This window comes from Streptomyces sp. NBC_01622 (assembly GCF_045209635.1).
GTDB lineage: Bacteria > Actinomycetota > Actinomycetes > Streptomycetales > Streptomycetaceae > Streptomyces.
The window spans coordinates 3,983,167-4,001,666 of the sequence record NZ_CP109293.1; the positions used below are offsets into that span (position 1 = coordinate 3,983,167).

At 67.4% G+C, this 18,500-nt stretch carries 14 protein-coding genes and 1 pseudogene; 8 read left to right on the top strand and 7 right to left on the bottom strand.

What is annotated here, in order from left to right; all coding sequences use genetic code 11:
* The first annotated feature begins 182 nt into the window (after positions 1 to 182).
* The 3 genes and pseudogenes from OH768_RS17765 to OH768_RS17775 all read left to right on the top strand — a co-directional run.
* Entirely contained in the window at positions 183 to 5,336 is a 5,154-nt protein-coding gene (locus tag OH768_RS17765; protein WP_406465318.1) for a DUF6531 domain-containing protein, read from the top strand.
* Positions 5,337 to 5,407: 71 nt separating this feature from the next.
* The gene (locus tag OH768_RS17770; protein ID WP_406454741.1) at positions 5,408 to 5,752 is read left to right on the top strand and encodes a hypothetical protein; all 345 of its coding nucleotides are present in this window, start codon (positions 5,408 to 5,410) and stop codon (positions 5,750 to 5,752) included.
* A gap of 520 nt (positions 5,753 to 6,272) precedes the next feature.
* Positions 6,273 to 7,505: pseudogene (locus OH768_RS17775) on the top strand (IS701 family transposase); the annotation flags it as partial.
* A gap of 193 nt (positions 7,506 to 7,698) precedes the next feature.
* Here the strand turns inward: OH768_RS17775 and OH768_RS17780 are convergent.
* Both OH768_RS17780 and OH768_RS17785 read right to left on the bottom strand, forming a co-directional pair.
* Positions 7,699 to 8,337, bottom strand: coding sequence for a TMEM175 family protein (locus tag OH768_RS17780; RefSeq protein WP_406454743.1), 639 nt, complete (start codon positions 8,335 to 8,337; stop codon positions 7,699 to 7,701).
* A gap of 501 nt (positions 8,338 to 8,838) precedes the next feature.
* Positions 8,839 to 9,390: a class I SAM-dependent methyltransferase gene (locus OH768_RS17785; protein ID WP_406454745.1), complete on the bottom strand. Its 552-nt coding sequence runs from the start codon at positions 9,388 to 9,390 to the stop codon at positions 8,839 to 8,841.
* Between the two features lie 36 nt (positions 9,391 to 9,426).
* Between OH768_RS17785 and OH768_RS17790 the strand changes: the two genes are divergently transcribed.
* Positions 9,427 to 9,783: an ASCH domain-containing protein gene (locus OH768_RS17790; RefSeq protein ID WP_406454747.1), complete on the top strand. Its 357-nt coding sequence runs from the start codon at positions 9,427 to 9,429 to the stop codon at positions 9,781 to 9,783.
* A 74-nt stretch (positions 9,784 to 9,857) separates the two neighbouring features.
* Here OH768_RS17790 and OH768_RS17795 read toward each other — a convergent pair whose 3' ends face one another.
* Genes OH768_RS17795 through OH768_RS17810 form a run of 4 tightly spaced genes read right to left on the bottom strand, consistent with a single transcriptional unit; the run spans position 9,858 to position 14,730 of the window.
* Entirely contained in the window at positions 9,858 to 11,498 is a 1,641-nt protein-coding gene (locus tag OH768_RS17795) for a glycoside hydrolase family 13 protein (RefSeq protein WP_406454749.1), read from the bottom strand.
* Between the two features lie 45 nt (positions 11,499 to 11,543).
* Positions 11,544 to 12,377: a carbohydrate ABC transporter permease gene (locus OH768_RS17800; protein ID WP_406454751.1), complete on the bottom strand. Its 834-nt coding sequence runs from the start codon at positions 12,375 to 12,377 to the stop codon at positions 11,544 to 11,546.
* On the bottom strand, positions 12,374 to 13,420 hold the full coding sequence (locus OH768_RS17805; RefSeq protein WP_406454753.1) for a carbohydrate ABC transporter permease: 1,047 nt from the start codon (positions 13,418 to 13,420) through the stop codon (positions 12,374 to 12,376). Before OH768_RS17805 ends, OH768_RS17800 begins: the two co-directional genes overlap by 4 nt.
* A gap of 11 nt (positions 13,421 to 13,431) precedes the next feature.
* Positions 13,432 to 14,730 (bottom strand): ABC transporter substrate-binding protein, encoded by a 1,299-nt coding sequence (locus OH768_RS17810; RefSeq protein WP_406454755.1) that lies wholly within the window; start codon positions 14,728 to 14,730, stop codon positions 13,432 to 13,434.
* Positions 14,731 to 15,097: 367 nt separating this feature from the next.
* On the opposite strand from OH768_RS17810, the gene OH768_RS17815 reads away from it, so the two are divergent.
* The 4 genes from OH768_RS17815 to OH768_RS17830 all read left to right on the top strand — a co-directional run bounded on the left by OH768_RS17815 (position 15,098) and on the right by OH768_RS17830 (position 18,146).
* A complete protein-coding gene (locus OH768_RS17815; protein WP_406454757.1) occupies positions 15,098 to 16,171 on the top strand; it encodes a LacI family DNA-binding transcriptional regulator in 1,074 nt (357 codons plus the stop codon).
* Positions 16,172 to 16,522: 351 nt separating this feature from the next.
* A complete protein-coding gene (locus OH768_RS17820; RefSeq protein ID WP_019072194.1) occupies positions 16,523 to 16,933 on the top strand; it encodes a helix-turn-helix transcriptional regulator in 411 nt (136 codons plus the stop codon).
* 10 nt (positions 16,934 to 16,943) lie between these two features.
* Complete coding sequence (locus OH768_RS17825) at positions 16,944 to 17,360, top strand: VOC family protein (RefSeq protein ID WP_019072193.1); 417 nt, start codon at positions 16,944 to 16,946, stop codon at positions 17,358 to 17,360.
* Between the two features lie 45 nt (positions 17,361 to 17,405).
* On the top strand, positions 17,406 to 18,146 hold the full coding sequence (locus OH768_RS17830; protein WP_406454759.1) for a VOC family protein: 741 nt from the start codon (positions 17,406 to 17,408) through the stop codon (positions 18,144 to 18,146).
* Positions 18,147 to 18,150: 4 nt separating this feature from the next.
* Here the strand turns inward: OH768_RS17830 and OH768_RS17835 are convergent, their stop codons facing one another.
* Positions 18,151 to 18,495, bottom strand: coding sequence for a DUF952 domain-containing protein (locus OH768_RS17835; RefSeq protein WP_406454761.1), 345 nt, complete (start codon positions 18,493 to 18,495; stop codon positions 18,151 to 18,153).
* Positions 18,496 to 18,500: the final 5 nt, after the last annotated feature.

The following is an 18,500-nucleotide window of genomic DNA, read 5'->3' on the forward strand; positions in this document are numbered from 1 at the left end:
ACACACGAGCACGAAGATTCGTCATCGCGATCCTGAGCCTGGCTCTGATAGCAGTCGCAGGCGTCGCACCCGCGTGGGCCCTGCCCAGCAGATCGACCGGCAAGTCGACCGACGCCGTCACCACGTCGGCCTCGGCTTCCGTCCAGAAAGTCCAGGCCGATCGGCCGAAGCCTCCCAAGGCCATGACCTTGACGGAGCGCCGGAAGCAGGTGAAGCAGTCCCTGGACGAGCTGTCACCCATGCGTCGCTACAGAGACTCACCCACCAGGAAACCGGTGGGCAAGCCCCACCCCAGACCCGGCAAAAGCGCTCTCGAGCGCCGCCTCATCGCTGAGGGGAACACGACGCGCCGGCCCCTAACAGCGGCGGCAACCGCTGATCCGGCATGGGTTTCGAGCTTGGCCCTGGCTTCTCCGGGGAGGCTCAGCATCGGCGGATACCTGCAGTTCTCCTCCGGCACCGGTTCGTCCTATTCAGGGCTGCTGTTGCTCATCCGGAACGAGGCGGGAACGGTCGTCTATGCCCAGGAGATCAACAAGGCCACCGATGATCCGGTGGGGAAGGGGCAGCTGGACAACGGAGCCTGGTGTTACGGCTGGTGGCCGAACGAGCCCCACGCCGACGACCAATGCTTCTGGTGGGGTGGGAACGCTCTGGGCGGATACCTCGAAGACGGCAAGAACTACTACGCCCACATCTACCTCAAGGGTGCGGACGGTACCTACAGCCCGAATGGCACCACCTCTCCACTGGTCCAGGCGTTCTACACCCCCGATATCCCCGGCGCCCAGGCCGGCATCTGCTCCTGCTACGGACAGGCCCACCGCGCGGACCCGGTCAGCACGGCCACCGGCATGTTCTTCGAGCAACTCACCGACGCCCAGACGATCGGCGTCGGCAAACAAGTGGCCCTCGACCGCACGTACCGCTCCGACTCCACGGCGACCGGACTGCTCGGCCCCGGCTGGGCGACTCCCTTCGACACGAAGCTGACGATCGCCTCCGACAAGGTCACCTATCAGGCCGATGACGGAGCCAGGTTCGTGTTCCCGCAGGCCAGCGACGGGACGTACACCACACCCGCAGGGTCGGTCGCCAAGCTCGTCAAAGGCACCAGCACCTACACCCTCACCACCCCCGACCACACCACGAGGACCTTCAACAGCACCGGACAGCTCACGTCGCTCGTCGACAACGCCGGCAAGGGCCTGACGTTGACGTACACCTCGGGCAAGTTGTCCTCCGTCAAGGACGCGGCGGGCCGCACCACGGGCTTCACCCTGAACGCGGACGGCCAGGCCACCAAGGTGAGCCTCCCGGACTCCACCTCGGTGTCGTACGCCTACACGGACGGTCTGCTGACGGGGGTCACCGACCCGGCGGGCAAGGTCTCCTCCTACGGATACAACGCCGACAAGCGACTCACCTCCTACACCGATCCCGCCGGCGGCAAAGTCACCAACAGCTACGACTCCACCGGCCGGGTCAACTCGCAGAAGGACCCCAACGGCAAGACCACGAGCTTCATCTGGGACAGCGGCGGGGTTTCGCACACCACGGCCCCCGACGGCGGTGTGTGGAGCGACATCTACGCCGGCAACATGCTGATGGAGAGCATCGACCCGTACGGCAACACCGTCTCGTACGACTACGACCGCTATCTGCGCCCGACGGAGATCACCGACCAGCGCGGCAACACCACGTCGATGACGTACGACAGCGCCGGACGCATGCTCACCCGCAGCGCGCCGTCGTCACTCGGCTACTCCGAGAGCTGGACCTACGACAGCGCGGGCAACATCCTCAGCCACACCGACGGGCGCGGCAACAGGACGTCGTATGCCTACAACACGGCCAACCAGCTGACCTCCAGCACTGATCCGCTCGCCGGCAAGACGTCGTACACGTACACGTCGCTGGGCGCCCTGGGGACGGTGACGAGCCCGCGCGGCAAGCTGACGACGTACGGCTACGACGCGGCGGGCAACCGGACTTCGGTCACCACCCCGCTCGGCGAGAAGTCGACGTTCACCTACGACGGTGCAGGCCGCATCCTCTCCAAGACCGACCCCCGCGGGAACGTCTCCGGCGCCGACCCGGCGGCCTACACCACGAAGTACACCTACGACGGGCGTGGTCTGCTCAGCACCGCCACCGACCCGCTGGGCCGCACCACCACCTACGGCTACAACGGCGCCGAGCAGCTGACCTCCGCCAAGGACCCGGCAGGCAACACCACCACGTACGGCTACGACGACGCCGGAAACCTGCTGCGGACCACCGACGCGGCCGGCAAGTCGGTCACCCGCACCTACGACTCCGGCGGCCAGCTCCTCTCCGAGACCGACCCGCTGGGCGACAGGACGACCTACACCTACGACAAGCTCGGGCGGCTGCTGAGCACGGTCTCCGCGCGTGGCAACGTCTCCGGCGCCGATCTCGCCGCCTACACGACGAGCTACGCCTACGACGAGGTGGGCAACCGCACCAAGGTCACCGGCCCCACCGGCGCGACCGTCAGCACCGAGTACGACGCCGTGAACCGGCCGACCAAGGTCACCGATCCGTTGGGCAACGTGACGGCGTACGCCTACGACGCGGTCGACAACGTCACCAAGGTCACCGATCCCCTCGGCAAGAGCGTCTCCTCGGTCTACGACAAGAACGACCGGCTGAGCACCACCACCGACCAGCTCGGCAAGACCACCACCTACGCCTACGACACCGACGGCAACCTGCTCAGCCGAACCTCCTCGCTGGGCAACAAGGAGTCCTGGACCTACGACGGCGACAGCCGCCAGGCCACCTCGGTCGATCCGCGCGGCAACGTCTCGGGCGCCGACCCGGCGCAGTTCACCACCGCCAACGGCTACGACCCGGCCGGGAACCTCACGACCGTCACCGACCCGCTCGGCGGTGTGACCGGCACCGAGTACGACGCGGCGGGCAACGTCACCAAGCGCACCGACGCCGACAAGCGCGTGACGACGTACGGCTACGACAAGCTCGACCAGCTCACCACGGTCACAGCGGCCGACGGCGGCAAGACCGCTTACGAGTACGACGCGGCAGGGAATGTCACCAAGCGCACCGACGCCAACAGCCACGCCACGGCGTACGCCTACGACGACGCTCGCCGACTGACCACGATCACCGACCCGCTCAACCGCGCGGCGTCGTACGCGTACGACGCCGAGGGCAACCTCACCAAGAAGACCACCCCGGTCGGCTCCACCAGCTATCTCTTCGATGCCCGCGGGCAGCTCACCAAGGTCGACTACTCGGACAGCACCCCCGACGTGTCGTACGCCTACGACGCCGCGGGGCGCATGACAACCCGCGCCAATTCCAAGATCTCCGAGGACTTCGGCTACGACGCGGCCGGCCATCTCACCAAGACGCGCAGCTTCGCCTACACCTACGACGCCGCCGGGCAGATGCTCACCCGCAAGTACTCCGACGGCAACACCATCGCCTACGCCTACGACAACGACGGCCGCACCTCGTCGATGACGGCCGACGGAGTCACCACCAACTACGCCTGGGACGCTTCGAGCAACCTGACCCGATCCACGCTGCCCAACACCGAGACCGAGGACCGCGCCTACGACCGAGCCGGCCGGCTGACCGCGGTCACCTCCGCCAAGTCCGGCACCACGGTCACCAAGACCGCCCTCACCCTGTCCGCGGCCGGACTGCCCACCCACGTCGACGTCACCCGGGCCAGCGTGGGTACCGGCGGCTACGACCAGACGTACGACACCGCCGGTCGCCTGACATCCGGCTGCTACCCGCAGCCCTGGGTCACCGGCTGCGCGTCGACCCGTACCACCTCGTACACCTACGACAAGGCCGGCAACCGCCTGACCTCATCCCTCGGCGCCACCGGCACGAGTTACTCCTACGATGCGGCCGACCAGCTGACGTCCACGACGAGCGGCACCACGACCACCGCCTACAACTACGACGGCGAGGGCAACCAGACCAAGGCGGGCGCCGACACCTACACCTACGACCTGGCCGGACAGATCTCCGCCGCCACCGTCGCCGGCAGCAACTACACCTACGACCACGACCCGAGTGGCAACCAGGTCACCGCCAGCAAGGACGGAACGGTCACCACCCGCACCCAGTGGGACCCCAACGCCCCGCTGCCCATCATGGCCACCGAGTACGACAGCGCGTGGGCCATCAAACAGTCGTACCGCTACGACCCACTGGGCCAACCCGCCGCCACCGAGACCGGCGCGGGCGCACTCTTCTACTACCACCACGACGCCCAGGGCTCCCCGGTCGACGTCACCGGCAGCACCGGAACGCTCTACCAACGCTGGGCCTACGACCCTTACGGCACCCGCGTCCTGGGCACAGTCACCACCGGCGCACCCGCGAGCACCCCGTCGTACACGGGCGCCCGCTACGAGACCACCACGGGCAACCTCGACCTCCACGCCCGCCAGTACAACACCACCACGGGCCGCTTCAACCGCTCCGACCCGGCGACCCCCGACCGCAACAGTGCCTACGTCTCCGCGTACGCCTACGCCGACAACACACCCACGGTGTACACCGACCCCAGCGGCCTGACGCCCGTACCAGGCGACAACGGCAACGGGAAGGTCGACAGCCTCGGCGAAGGTCTGAAGATCTTCGGCAACGGCTTCCTACAGGGCCTGAAGGCGCCTTTCGAGTTCATGGGCGACGCCCACGACGCCGTCACCGGACAGAACGGCGGCGTCGGAGCCTTCGTCGACAAATACCTGCCGGTCCGCCCCGCGTACCGGCTCTATAGGGCCGAGTACCTGCTCCGCCAGCAGGGCTGCGACGCGCTTGCCGACCTGTACGCCCAGGCGGCTGACGAACTCGCCCAGCAGCTGGCCGTCAGCGGTGTCGGGGGACTCACGGGATGGAGAAGACAGGCATACGAGTCCGAGACATCGATCCTCGAATCGGGCGGTATAGCTCCCAGAGACGCCAAGGGTAAATACGCCCCACGTGACGGTGAGGAGGGTCGTGATGGTTCGAATGACGAGCTGACGACCTGGGAGAACTTGGAGCTGGATGGTGCGACGGTCATCCGCAGGGAAGTTGCGGTCAAAGCGCCTGGGTTCAAAGTTCGCAAGTATGACGGGCTGGTCGGATTCAACGGACACTGGTACGGGATCGAAACCAAGGGAGGAAGCGCCAGACGCAACCCGGATCAGAAGAAATTCGACGACTGGCTGAACCTGCCCGGAAATACGGTTACCACCAAGGACGGCATAAAGCTTGAAGGAGTCTTCGATTCCTGGATCCCACCCGGTAGCATGACGTCGCGCAAGGGCCTGGACGATTAGTCTGCCGAGCCGACAGCAGCGTGGACGCCGGGCCTACACGGCGTCCACGCTGCTCCACAGAGAGATGAAAAATGAGCTACGACTTGGCATTCTGGTACGAAGAAAAAGCAATCAACGCGGAGGCGGCATACCAAAAGTACGCGGCCATGACGGATGGGGAGTCGGGAATCGTAACGGAGCATCCAGGGGTAGCAGAATTCTGCCGCGATGCCTTGCAGGCTTATCCGGATCTATCGGAAGAGAACGCGGAGGAATCTCCATGGTCTTCCCCGGTCTACTGCACTGGAGAATGTGTTTTGGTCGCCGTCTCCTGGTCACGGAAAGATGAAGTCTCCACCTCGCTCATCGCCATGGCACAGAACCGGGGTCTCGTGACCTACGACCCCCAGAAAGAGGAAGTAATCCAGCGAGGCTGACCTTCCGTCGTGCACTCTTCTCGGCCGTACAGCCCTGGCGGGACTTCGACCAGCAAGAGACTGTGCGTTCCGCGCCGTGCCGCTCCATCCACGAGTGCGGTGACCATGGAACCGCCGAGGCCCCTGCCCGTAACAGGAGCCCACCGACAGGGCCGTGGTGGCCCACGTTCTTCGAACAATGGGGAGCCTCAGTCCACCGCCGCCCGCAAGGCCCGAAACTCGTCCACGGCCTCCAGCCAGTCCGCACACAGTCCGCAAGACACCCGTTCAACACCGTCGCACCCCATCGCCACCCATCGCCAAAAGGCCAGGTCAGCGCTCCACAGGAAAGATCCCCGCAGGTCACCGACCCGACCCACTACTAGTACTCCAGCTGTAGATCGTGATCTTGCTGGTCGGGGCCGGTCCGGGAACGGGTACGGCCACCGGTGATCATCGGTGTGTGAAGACAGAAGATCAGGCGGTGGCCGCAGGTCACAACATAGATCCTGCCCGCTGGCAGGACACGTTCGAGGTTCTGATGGGCCGTATCGCGGGGCGGTTTGCCCGAGTGGAACCGCGGCGCCGTGCACGGGAGTTCGTGCTCGGGCTGTTGTCCGACCTGCCGCGCAAGAACTGCTGGACGCTGGCCGAATACGCCGGGGATGCGACCCCGTATGGCCTGCAGCATCTACTGTCGAGGGCGAAGTGGGATGCAGACGCGGTCCGTGACGACCTGCGCGGCTTCGTCGTCGAGCAACTGAACGATGAGGACGCGGTGTTGGTGGTCGACGAGACCGGTGACCTGAAGAAGGGTACGGCCACGGTGGGCGTGCAACGCCAGTACACCGGTACCGCCGGACGGATCGAGAACAGCCAGGTCGCCGTCTATCTCGCCTACTCGACCGGCCGGGGCCACGCGGCGATCGACCGGGAACTGTACGTGCCTCGCTCGTGGACCATGGACACGGCCCGCTGCCGGTCCGCCGGGATCCCCGAGGAGGTCGGCTTCGCCACGAAGCCCCAACTCGCCGTCCGCATGATCAACAGGGTCCTGGATGCCGGGGTTCGTGCGCTCTGGGTGGCCGCAGACGAGGTCTACGGAGGCAATCCGCAGCTGCGGGGCGCTTTGGAAGACCGCCAGACCGGCTACGTCCTCGCTGTCGCCTGCGACCACCAGATCGCCACCCGGGCGGGGAAGGTGCGGGCCGATGCCCTGGTCAAGAAGCTGCCGAAACGGGCCTGGCAGAAGCTCTCCGCAGGCGTCGGCGCCAAGGGGCACCGCTTCTACGACTGGGCCCTGGCCGAGGTGGCCGACGAGGGGCCCGGTCACCGCAGTCTGCTCGTCCGCCGCAACCGTAGCAGCGGCGAACTCGCCTTCTACCGCTGCTACTCGGCCTGCCCGGTGCCGCTGGCCACGCTGGTGCGGGTGGCCGGGGGCAGATGGACCGTCGAGGAGACGTTCCAGGCCGCCAAGGGCCTCGCCGGGCTGGACGAACACCAGGTCAGACGGTGGACGTCCTGGCATCGCTGGGTCACCCTCGCGATGCTCGCCCACGCCTTCCTGGCCGCCACCACCGCACACGAACGCGACCATCACCCGGCCCCGGACGATCTGATCCCGCTGACCTGCAACGAGATCCAGCACCTGTTGTTCACCGCGTTCATCACCAAAGGCGTCCGCTCAGCCGCACATCGCCTCGGCTGGTCCGACTGGCGACGACGCCATCAAGCCCGATCCCGGGCCTGCCACTACGAACGGCAGGCCAGCCAACAACGTGTCACTGAGCGGGCCAGTTGGCGGGCTTCGCCAGACGCTGCGCTCAGGCCCAGGCTGGTCGCAGCGGACAGTGCAGGCCGGCTCAATGTCCAGGGGCTGATCGAGTCGTGGCCAAGGGCGAAGCCGGGGCGTGCGGAGCGGTGGCTGGCGGGTGGCCTCTGACTGGATCGTGCTTGGGCCAGGGGACTCACTGGTGCGGGCGTCGACGCGGATAGTGGCCGAGGACGTAGTGGGAGGGGATGAGCGTGAGCCAGAACCACATGGCTGCTTCCGTGCTGACGAAGGCCAAGGGAATGGAGAGGCCAAAAATCAGAACGCTGGAACCGAGTTGGGCGGTGAAGCGGCGGCGGGCCACAGCGGCGGATGACGCGGGCGAGGGGTGCACTTGGTGTTGCGTGAGCAGCAGCAGGGTTGCGTGCACCGCATGGATCGCCGCCATGGCACCCGCGTAGAGGGCGACGGCTTCGGGCTGAGAGGCGTACTCGGCCAGGAGCCCAGTGGGGAAGGGCAGCAGCGCAACCAGACCGAGACCGAGGAGGATCAGGCGGGTGACCACGGCCGTCTCAATGGGTAGTGCGGTGAGGATGCGGCGGTGGTCACGCCAGAATCCGGCGATGAGGGTGAAACTGAGTGCGAAGGCGCCGAGGCTGGGCAGCGCATCGCTCAGGGCCCTGTGGAATGCGGCGTCGTCCAGATGTGCAGGGACCGCCACGTTGATGACGAGCAGTGTCATCGCGATGGCGTATATGCCGTCGGACAGAGCGACCAGGCGTGCCGCGCCCGGGGCGTTCTCGTGTGTGTGCGTCTCTGGCACCGGCTCCGTCATGTCGACGACAGTAGGGCGTTGTGCCCAGGCTGTGACGCATCGGCCAGGGCTTGGGCGGCTTAGCCTGTGGATGGCCGACTATTGCTGAATGTCGCACCTGGTGGCCGAGCTGGAACGAACCGATTCCGCACTCGCTACCCGCCTTCGAATCATGGCCGCAGAGCTCCCGGCCGAGGTGAGTGAGTGACTGGACCCTCGAAACGGGACCATCGGCAACCTCCGGCGCCAATCATCGCGACCACGTGTCACGTGCCTGGCAGAGTCACAATCCGCCAACTGGCGTGCTCAGCCCCGCCAGTTCAACCGCTGGCCCTCCAAGCGGAGCGCTCGATCACACAACGATGAAGATCACGATCTACAGCTGGAGTACTAGGAGACCAAGAAGGCCTGACCCACCCAACTGCCCCGGCCCGACCGGCGATCGGTGCACCATCGCGGGTCAGTGGGTATGGGGAAGGGGCTCTGCCGGTTCGCCGGCGGGGTCCCTTCGTCGTTCCTGCGTCAGCGACGGCAGACGAGGACACCTCCCAGACACGTGATCTCGAAAGCCCCATACCGGGCGATGTGATCCACGAGGATCGTTCGGGCCCGCTCGATCGTGGCGTAGAACGGCACGTCGTGCTGGTCCGCCCAGGCCCGGTAGGAAGCCATATGCGCGATGACCGGCTCAGGATCGTCGACCGTGATGGTGCCGGGCAGTTCCATCGTCTCCACCCGCCCGAATTCCTCACCCAGGAAGGCCGAGGCCTTCTCCAGGGACAAGCGGGCGCTGAGCGATACACGGGCCGGGCCGCCGCCGGTGCCGAGGACATCGCCCGCAGCCCGCTGCCACAGGTCGTCGAGTTCCGCCTTGTCCCGGTCGCTGTTGGTGGAGGCGATCACCAGCCCGTCACGGGCAACTACGCGGGACAGTTCCCTGACCGCCTGTGAGATGTCGGAGACGTGGTAAAGCATGTGCAGCGCCAGGGCGGCATCAACGCTCTCGGTCGCCAGCGGCAGGCAGATCGCATCAGCCTTCTTCCGCTCGTACTCGGCCGCCGAGATCGGCCGCATGATGACCGCACCAACCCACAGAAGGGTTTCCGCCCCATGACCGACACCACCGCCCGCGTCCGCGAACTCAACCTGTATCGCCAGTACTTCGACCTCGTCGCCGCGGGCACCAAGACCATCGAGGTACGGGTGAAGTACCCGCACCTCGCCGACCTCGCCGCAGGTGACATCATCCGGTTCCGCATCAAGGGGACCAATGAGACCTTCGAGGTCAAAGTCAAGCGCGTCACCGAGTACCCCGACTTCGAGGCACTGCTCGACGGCGAGGGACTGACCAACGTCAACCCGACCGCCAACCGCGAACAGCAGCTCGCCAACATCCGCACCATCTATCCGCCCGAGAAGGAAGCCCTCGGCGCCCTCACCATCGAAATCCAACGATTTGACCAGTAGGGACCAGGGCCTGTCCGGCCGGCGGGGAGGGGAGACCGAACAGGCCCTGGCGGACTTGAGACCACCGATCGGTGTTACACCGCGAGCCAGGCCGCCTGGTCCGGGGCCAGTCGGCCGTCGTCGACGGGTTCGCTGGTCAGCAGGATCGATGTGTGGTCGGGCAGCCGGTAGGGCTCGGTGGAGAGGTTGAGCAAGCAGACGAAGCCGGGTTCGCGGCGGAAGGCGAGGACCCCGGCCGGGGTGTCCAGCCAGGTCATGCCTCCGTCGCCGAGGGCGGGATGTTCGCGACGCAGGCTCAGGGCGCTGCGGTAGAGCTGCAGCATGGACGCCTCGTCACCGGTCTGTGCTTCCGCGCTTCGCTCGGCCCAGTCGGCGGGCTGCGGCAACCAAGGTTCGGCGGACGCGTTGTCGGGGCTGAAACCGTACGGTGCGGCCTGTCCGGACCATGGGATCGGGACGCGGCAGCCGTCGCGGCCCCGTTCGGTGTGGCCGGAGCGTTCCCAGACGGGGTCCTGGAGGACGGACTCGGGCAGGTCCTCGACCTCGGGCAGGCCGAGTTCCTCGCCTTGATAGACGTAGGCGCCGCCGGGCAGGGAGAGCATCAGCAGGGCGGCCGCGCGGGCGCGACGGGTGCCCAGCTGCAGGTCGAGGGGGCCTTCGGGTACGTAGGACTCGTTGGCCAGCCAGCGTCGTGCCGCTGTGCGGCCGTAGCGGTTGGGGTGGCGCATGACGTCGTGGTTGGAGAGCACCCAGGTGGCCGGCGCGCCCACGTTGCCGAGCATCGCGAGGGTGTCGTCGATAACCGTGCGCAGGTCCTTCGGGTCCCAGCTGGACATGAGGAAGTCGAAGTTGAAGGCGGTGTGCAGGCCGTCCTCGCGGACGTAGGCGGCGAGACGCTCGGGGGTGTCGGTCCATGCCTCGGCGACGAAGGAGCGGTCGCCGGGGTACTCGTCGGCCAGCTTGCGCCAGGCGCGGTAGATGTCGTGGACCTCGTCGCGGTCCCAGAAGGGGTGGTCGGTGTGGGGCCTAGGCTGCCCGTCCGCGGGGGCGGGGAGGGGTGGCAGGTCGGGCAGGTCGGGGTCCTTGACGAGTCCGTGGGCGACGTCGATGCGGAAGCCGTCGACGCCCCGGCTGAACCAGAACCGCAGGACGGATTCGAACTCCGCGTGGACTTCGGGGTGTTGCCAGTTGAGGTCGGGCTGCTGGGGGGTGAACAGGTGCAGGTACCACTCGCCGTCCGGCACGCGGGTCCAGGCCGGGCCGCCGAAGCGGGAGTCCCAGTCGTTGGGTGGCTGATCGCCGTCGGGGCCTCGGCCGGGGCGGAAGATGTAGCGTCCGCGTTCCGGGCTGCCCGGTCCGGCGGCCAGTGCCGCCTGGAACCAGGCGTGCTGGTCGGAGGTGTGGTTGGGCACGATATCGGGGATGATGCGGATCCCGTGCTCGTGCGCCTCCTCGATGAGCTGCTCGGCCTCGGCGACCGTCCCGAACAGCGGGTCGATCTCGCGATAGTCGGCCACGTCGTAACCGTGGTCGGCCATCGGCGACTTGTACCACGGGTTGATCCAGAGGGCGTCGACACCGAGCGACTTCAGGTACGGCAGGCGGGAGCGGATGCCGGCGATGTCGCCGACGCCGTCGCCGTTCCCGTCGGCGAAGCTGCGGATGTAGACCTGGTAGATGACGGCGCTGCGCCACCAGGGGCTCGTGGGGGACATGGTGCTGAAAGGGTCCTTTGAGAGTGGGTCTGTGGGGGACGGCGGCTACTTGGCCGCGCCGGCGGTGAGTCCGGCGACGATGCGGCGCTGGAAGAGCAGCACCATGACCACCAGCGGGATGGTGACGAGGACGCCGGCGGCCATCTGGCTGCCGAACGGGGTCTCGTACGTCGTGGCGCCGGTGAACTTCGAGATGGCGACCGGCGCAGTCTGCATGCCGGGCTTGTTCGTCATCGTCAGGGCGATGAGGAACTCGTTCCAGGCGGCGATGAAGACGATGATCGCGGTGGTGAAGATGCCCGGCGCGGCCAGCGGGACGATGACCTTGCGGAACGCCTGGCCGCGGGTGCAGCCGTCGATCATGGCGGCATGCTCCAGCTCGTCCGGCATCTGCCGGAAGAACGTGGTCAGGTTCCACACCGCCAGTGGCAGCGTGAAGGACATGCTCGGCACGATCATGGCCTGGTAGGTGTTGATCCAGCCGATGTCGGTGAACAGCTTCAGCAGCGGCACCACGATCGACACCACCGGGAACATCGAGGTGGCGATGATCAGCGTGAGGATCAGCCGCTTGAACCGGAACTCCAGCCGGGCCATGGCGTAGGCGGTGAACGTGGCCAGAAGCAGCGCCAGGACGGTGGTGATGCCGGCGACGATCAGGCTGTTGAGCACGGCCCGGGAAAAGCCCTGGGACGTGTCGAGCAGGGCTCGGTAGTTCTCGAACGACACCCGGGAGGGCAACAGCGAGGTGTCGAAGATGTCGGACGTGCTGCGCAGGCTGGAGACCAGCATCCAGTAGAACGGGGCCAGGCAGTACGCCACCACCGCGAGGACACCCGCGTAGAGCAGCCAGCCGCGCAGCTTCGCCGAGGCCATCATGCCGTCACCTCCGAACGGCGGGAGAAGGGCGTCCTGCGGTGCTTGCGTCTGGGCTTGGCCGTATCGCTGTCGCCGACGAGGTCGGCGCCCAGCAGCCGGACAAAGGCGAGTGCGACGAGGAAGACGTAGAGGAAGAGGAGCACCGCGTAGGCCGAGGCAGGTCCGAAGCGGACGTTGGACGCCTCGCTCTGCGCGAGCATGGAGAGGGTTTCCACGGAGTTCTTCCGGGCGCCGACGAGGATGTAGGGCAGGTCGAACATCCGCAGGGCGTCCATGCAGCGGAACAGCATCGCCACCAGCAGGGCGGGCTTCACCAGCGGCAGGGTGATGTGCCAGAACTGGCGCGGGGCGCTCGCACCGTCGATGCGGGCCGCCTCGTACACCTCCTTGCCGATCACCTGCAGGCCGGCCAGGACCAGCAGCCCGATGAAGGGAGCGGTCTTCCACACCTCGGCGATGATGACCGCGACCTTGGCGTGGAAGCCCTCGGTGGTCCACAGGATCTGGTGACCGATCAGGGCGTTGGCCACGCCGTTGCTGTTGAAGATCCATCGCCACAGCAGGCCGGAGATGGCCGTGGGGACGGCCCAGGGGATGAGGATGCCGGCCCTGACCAGCGCCCGGCCGCTGAACGCCTTGTGCATGATGAGGGCCATGGCCACACCGATCACCGTCTCCAGCCCGACGGTGACGACGGTGAAGAAGGTGGTGTTCCAGAAGGCGTTCCAGAACCGGTCTCCGGCCGCGCCGAAGATGTCGGCGTAGTTCTTCAGCCCCACGAACGGCTCGGTGTCGCTGATGAAGCCGGTCTTCGGGTCCAGCCCCTTCGTCCCGTGCAGAGACTCCTGCAACGCCATGACCGTCGGGTAGAGCACGACGATCGTCAGCACCAGGAGCGTCGGGGACACCAGGAGCGCCGCCATCCGCCCCGAACCCGAGGTCGCCCGGCCCCGGGAAGGTCTGCCGATCACGGGCGATCGGCTGCCCGCCGCACGGTCGGCCTCACCGGTGGCGGGTCCGGGCGGGATCTTGGTGTCGGCCATGGCCCTGCTCCTCACTGCGCCGCGGACTTCTGCAGCTCCTGCTGCAGGTCCTTCAGCGCCTGCGCACTGGTCTTGCTGCCGGTCAGCGCGGCGTACGCCTCCTGCTGGATCGCGGACGTCACATCGCCGTACTGCACGACCCGCGGGCGCGGCACGGCGTGCAGGATCGACTGCTTCAGGACGCGCAGGTACGGGTACTGCGCGGCCAGGGTCTTGTCGTCGTACAGGTCCGTGTACGGCGGGGCGAAGGCGGCGTCCTTGAGGAAGGTCGTCGAGTTCTCCTCGTCGGTGAAGAACTTCATGAAGTCCAGCGCAGTGGCCTTGTTCTTGGCGAAGGACGACAGGCCCAGGTTGGAGCCGCCCAGGCTGGAGGCGCCGACTCCGTTCAGGCCGGGCAGCGGCGCGACCGCGAACTTCCCGGCCACCTTGCTCTTCTGGGCCAGCGCGTACACGTAGGGCCAGTTGCGGTGGAAGATCAGCTTGCCGGACTGGAACGCCTGACGGCCGTCCTCCTCCTGGTAGGTGATGGCCTCCTTGGGGATCGTGCCGTCCTTGAAGGAGTCGACGAGGAAGTCCAGGCCCTTCTTGGCCGCCGGGGTGTTGACGTCGGGCTTGCCGTTGGCGTCGGTGATGACACCGCCCGAGGAGTTCACGGCCTCGCCGAAGTTCACCGTCAGGCCCTCATATTTCTGGAACTGCCCGGCGTAGCAGGACATGCCCTTGGCCTCGGGCAGCTTCTCGACCTTGGCGCAGTCGGCCTTCATCTGCGCCCATGTCGCCGGCGGGGCGCTGATGCCGGCCTTCTTGAGCAGGTCGGTGCGGTAGTACAGCACGCCGCCGTTCGAGATGTACGGGGCCGCGTACAGGCTGCCGCGGTACTTCGCCGTCTCCACCACCGGCTTGAGCATCTTGTCCAGCGGGAACTGCTTCTCGGGCAGCTTGTCGATCCACTGGTGCGCGGCGAACTCCGAGGTCCACACGGCGTCGAGGGACAGGATCGTGTAGGTGTCGGACTTGGTCTCGGCGTTCTGGATCATCTGCTGGCGCTGCGAGTCCGCATCCGTCGGCAGCTGGATGAAGGTGACCTTCTCCTTCGGGTGCAGCTTGTTCCAGCGGTCGAGCACCTTCTGGACGACGCCGGTGGTGTCCTTGCCGGACACGTATGTGATCGGGCCACGGCCCGTGAACGACGTGTTCTGGGACTGCCCCGAGGAGCTGCCGCCGCCGGAAGAACCGCAGGCGGTGAGGGTAAGCCCGGCGGCGACGAGCACGGCCGAGCACTGAAGGGCTCTGGTGGTTCTGGCGTTCACTGTCTCTCCTGGACGTGCGGAACCGAAGTCTCGGCGAGGGCGCCCTGTAGGGAGTAGCTACCGAGATGACTCTGGGATGGCTCTGTTACGAGACTGTGCTGTCACGGCATTTCGTAGATCAAAAGCGCAGGTCAAAGCATCGAAGGATGACTTCGCGGCGACGGCTCCGAACCCGCTGAGACAACGCTTGCACCGTAGGAGTGCACCTGGCGGAAGTCAATCCGTAACTTGCCGGTAGCACGAAGAAGATTGGGTGGACGTGTAGCTCATATACGGGCATAACAGGTCACTGTCTCCGCCGAGCGGGTCGTGACAGCGCTGTCACAGAAGGTCTGGCGGGAGGCTGAAGCTGTGCTAACTTCCGGTCATGCCGCCAGCTCAACGACTGCCCACCATGACTGATGTCGCCGAACGGGCGGGGGTCTCCCCGTCCACCGTCTCGCGCACCTTGCGCGGCCTGACATCGGTCTCACCGGACGTCCGCGCACGGGTCGAGCAAGCCGCCCGTGAGCTGAACTTCGCCGTCTCACGGCACGCAGCGAGTCTGGTCACCGGCAAGACCGGGGTCGTGGCGGTGCTGGTGCCCACGCTGGATTCGTGGTTCATGGGCTCGGCACTGACGCGTCTGGGCCCGTTGCTGCGGGAGGCCGGCCTGGAGATGACCGTCTACGTGATCCCCGACCTGGCCGAGCGCACCGCGTTCTTCGAGCGCCTCCCCGCCCGCCGCAACGCCGACGCCCTGCTGGTGTTCTCCTTCGACCTCACCGCCGAAGAGACCGCGCGCCTGGACGACCTCGGAATGCCGGTCATCTACGTCAGCCAGCACGTCGAGGGCCGCCCGAGCGTGTACGCCGACGACGTGGCCGGAGCCTGCAAGGCCACCCGCCACCTGCTCAACCTCGGCCACCGCCGGATCGCCTTCGCCCAGACGGTGGGCGCCCGCGGCTTCAGCTTCAGCACCCGCGACCGACTGCTCGGCTACCGGCAGGCGCTCACCGAGGCGGGCATCCCCCTGGACGACGACCTGGTGGTCACGATCCCGCCCCGCGACAAGCGCGGCACCATGGAGGCGGTCGGAAACCTGCTGAGCCTGCGGGAGCCGCCCACAGCGATCTTCGCCGACGCGGACGAGCAGGCCGTCTCCGTCATCTGGACCCTGCGCAAGACGGGGATCGAGGTGCCCGAGCGGATTTCCGTCGTCGGCTTCGACGACCAGGACACGGCCGAGTGGTTCGACCTGTCCACGGTCGCCCAGTCACCCTCCGAGATGGGCCGCATCGCCGGCGAACTGGCCCTGACGCTGATCGACGACTCCGAGGCCGACCGCACACAGCACGTCGTCCTGCCCACGACGCTGATCCCGAGGGCCACCACGGCCCCGCCGCCCGGAACTCCCGACCAGCGCGAAGGCAACGGCGAGCTGCCACACGAAGGACGGTGACGGCAACGCCTTGATCGCGCAGTCCGCACACAGTCCGCAAGACACCCGCTAAAGACCGTCGCACCCCATCGCCACCCATCGCCAAAAGGCCAGGTCAGCGCTCCACAGGAAAGATCCCCGCAGGTCACCGACCCGACCCACTACTAGGAGACCAAGAAGGCCTGACCCACCCAACTGCCCCGGCCCGACCGGCGATCGGTGCACCATCGCGGGTCAGCGGGCAGGGGTCCCTGGGCATGTGTCAGTAGGCATGACGAAGGGGTCCGACCGGTTCGCCGGGCGGGCCCCTTCGTCATGTCCGTCGACCCGCCCCGCCTCCCGTCCGTCCGCACCCGTGCCATCCTGGACGACGTGAACCGCGAAGACCTCGTACGGCTGCGTCAGGCCCGCGACCGGATGAACCGCGAGTACGCCGAGCCGCTCGACATGGCCTCGATCGCGCGGACCGCGCTGATGTCGCCGGGCCACTTCCAGCGGAGCTTCCGCGCCGCGTACGGGGAGACGCCGTACAGCTATCTCATGACCCGGCGGATCGAGCGGGCGAAGGCGTTGCTGCGGCGCGGCGATCTGAGCGTGACGGAGGTGTGCATGGCCGTCGGCTGTACCTCACTCGGTTCCTTCAGCTCCCGCTTCACCGAACTGGTCGGCGAGACCCCCAGCGCCTACCGCGCCCGCTCCCACGAGGCCGGCGCGGTGATCCCGTCCTGCGTCGCCCGCACTTTCACCCGGCCAAACCGGGCAGGACCGCCCCTCCGGCCCTAGCCTGTCCCTCATGGATCTCAAACTCCGCCAGTGCTTCATCGCCGTCGACGACCACGACAAGGCGCTCGCCTTCTACTGCGACGTGCTGGAGCTGGAAATCCGTAACGACGTCGGTTTCGAGGGCATGCGGTGGGTGACCGTGGGGTCACCCCTGCAGCCGGACGTGGAGATCGTGCTGGAGCCGCCGGCCGCGAACCCGGACGCCTCCCCCGCCGACAAGCAGGCCATGGCCGAACTGCTCGCCAAGGGCACCTTGCGCGGGGTCAACTTCACCACCGCCGACTGCGACGCCCTCTACGCCCGCGTCCAGGAGTCCGGCGCCGAGGTGGTCCAGGAGCCGACGGACCAGCCGTACGGCGTCCGCGACTGCGCGTTCCGGGACCCGGCCGGGAACATGCTGCGGTTCATGCAGCGCAGCGGGGACTGAAAATCCCGGGAGGGCAGGTCGCCTCCTCCGGCTTACGATCACGCCATGAGCATCCGCTGGACCTACGCCTTCGTCGACCGCCCGCGCGCCCTCCTCGACCCCGCCCGCGCCTTCTGGACGGCCGTCACGGACACCCGACTGTCCGAACCGCGCGGTGAGGAGGGGGAGTTCGTCACCCTGGTGCCAGAGGGGGCGGATCCCTGCGTGAAGGTCCAGGGGGTCGAGGCCGGCCCGGGCGGGGCTCATCTCGACTTCTCCGTCGAGGACGGGCCGGCGTTCGTGGACTCCGCGCTGCGGCTCGGCGCCGACTCCGTCGCCGAGCACGACGGCTGGACCGTACTCCGGTCCCCCGCCGGGCAGTTGTTCTGCGCGGTCCCCTGGCACGGCGAGTCGCTACGACCGCCCGTCGTGGACGGCAGCCGCCTCGACCAGGTGTCCCTCGACGTCGGACCCGGCTCCTACGACGCCGAAGTCGCCTTCTGGAGCGCCCTGTTGCCCGGCTGGGCGTCACTGCGGGGTGCGCTCCCCGAGTTCCATGTGCTCAAGCCGCCGCCCGGCCAGCCGATCCGCATCCTGCTCCAGCGGCTCGGCGAGGAACGCCCCGCCTCCGCCCATCTCGACCTGGCCTGCGCGGACATCAGCACGACCAGGGCACGGCACGAGCGGCTCGGCGCGAGTGTCGTCTCCCACGGCACGCACTGGACGGTGATGCGGGACCCGGCGGGCGGTGTCTACTGCCTGACGGGGCGCGACCCGGAGACCGGCGGGCTGCCCGGCCGCCCCTAGCGACTCATCCCGCCCACGTCTCCACCCCCACCACCGCGTCCACCGGAATCGGCCCGTAGATGTGCGGGAACTCCTCGCCGCCCGGCTCCGGCGCCTCGTACTTCGGGGGTGCGCCGAGCCGTCCCGGGTCCACCTCCAGGACCACCAGGTCGCCGGGTCCGTCGTAGGAGCCGTACAAGAAGGCTGCCACGCGCGGGAGTTGGGCGCGGGTCGAGCAGTGGATGAAGCCCTCCTCCTGGAGGGTGCGGCCACGGGTCGACCACTCGTAGACACCGCGCTCGCGGGCCGCGTCCCAGAGGGCGCGTTCGGTGATGTGGAGGATGGTGGCGGTGGGTTCGGATTCCGGCATGGGGC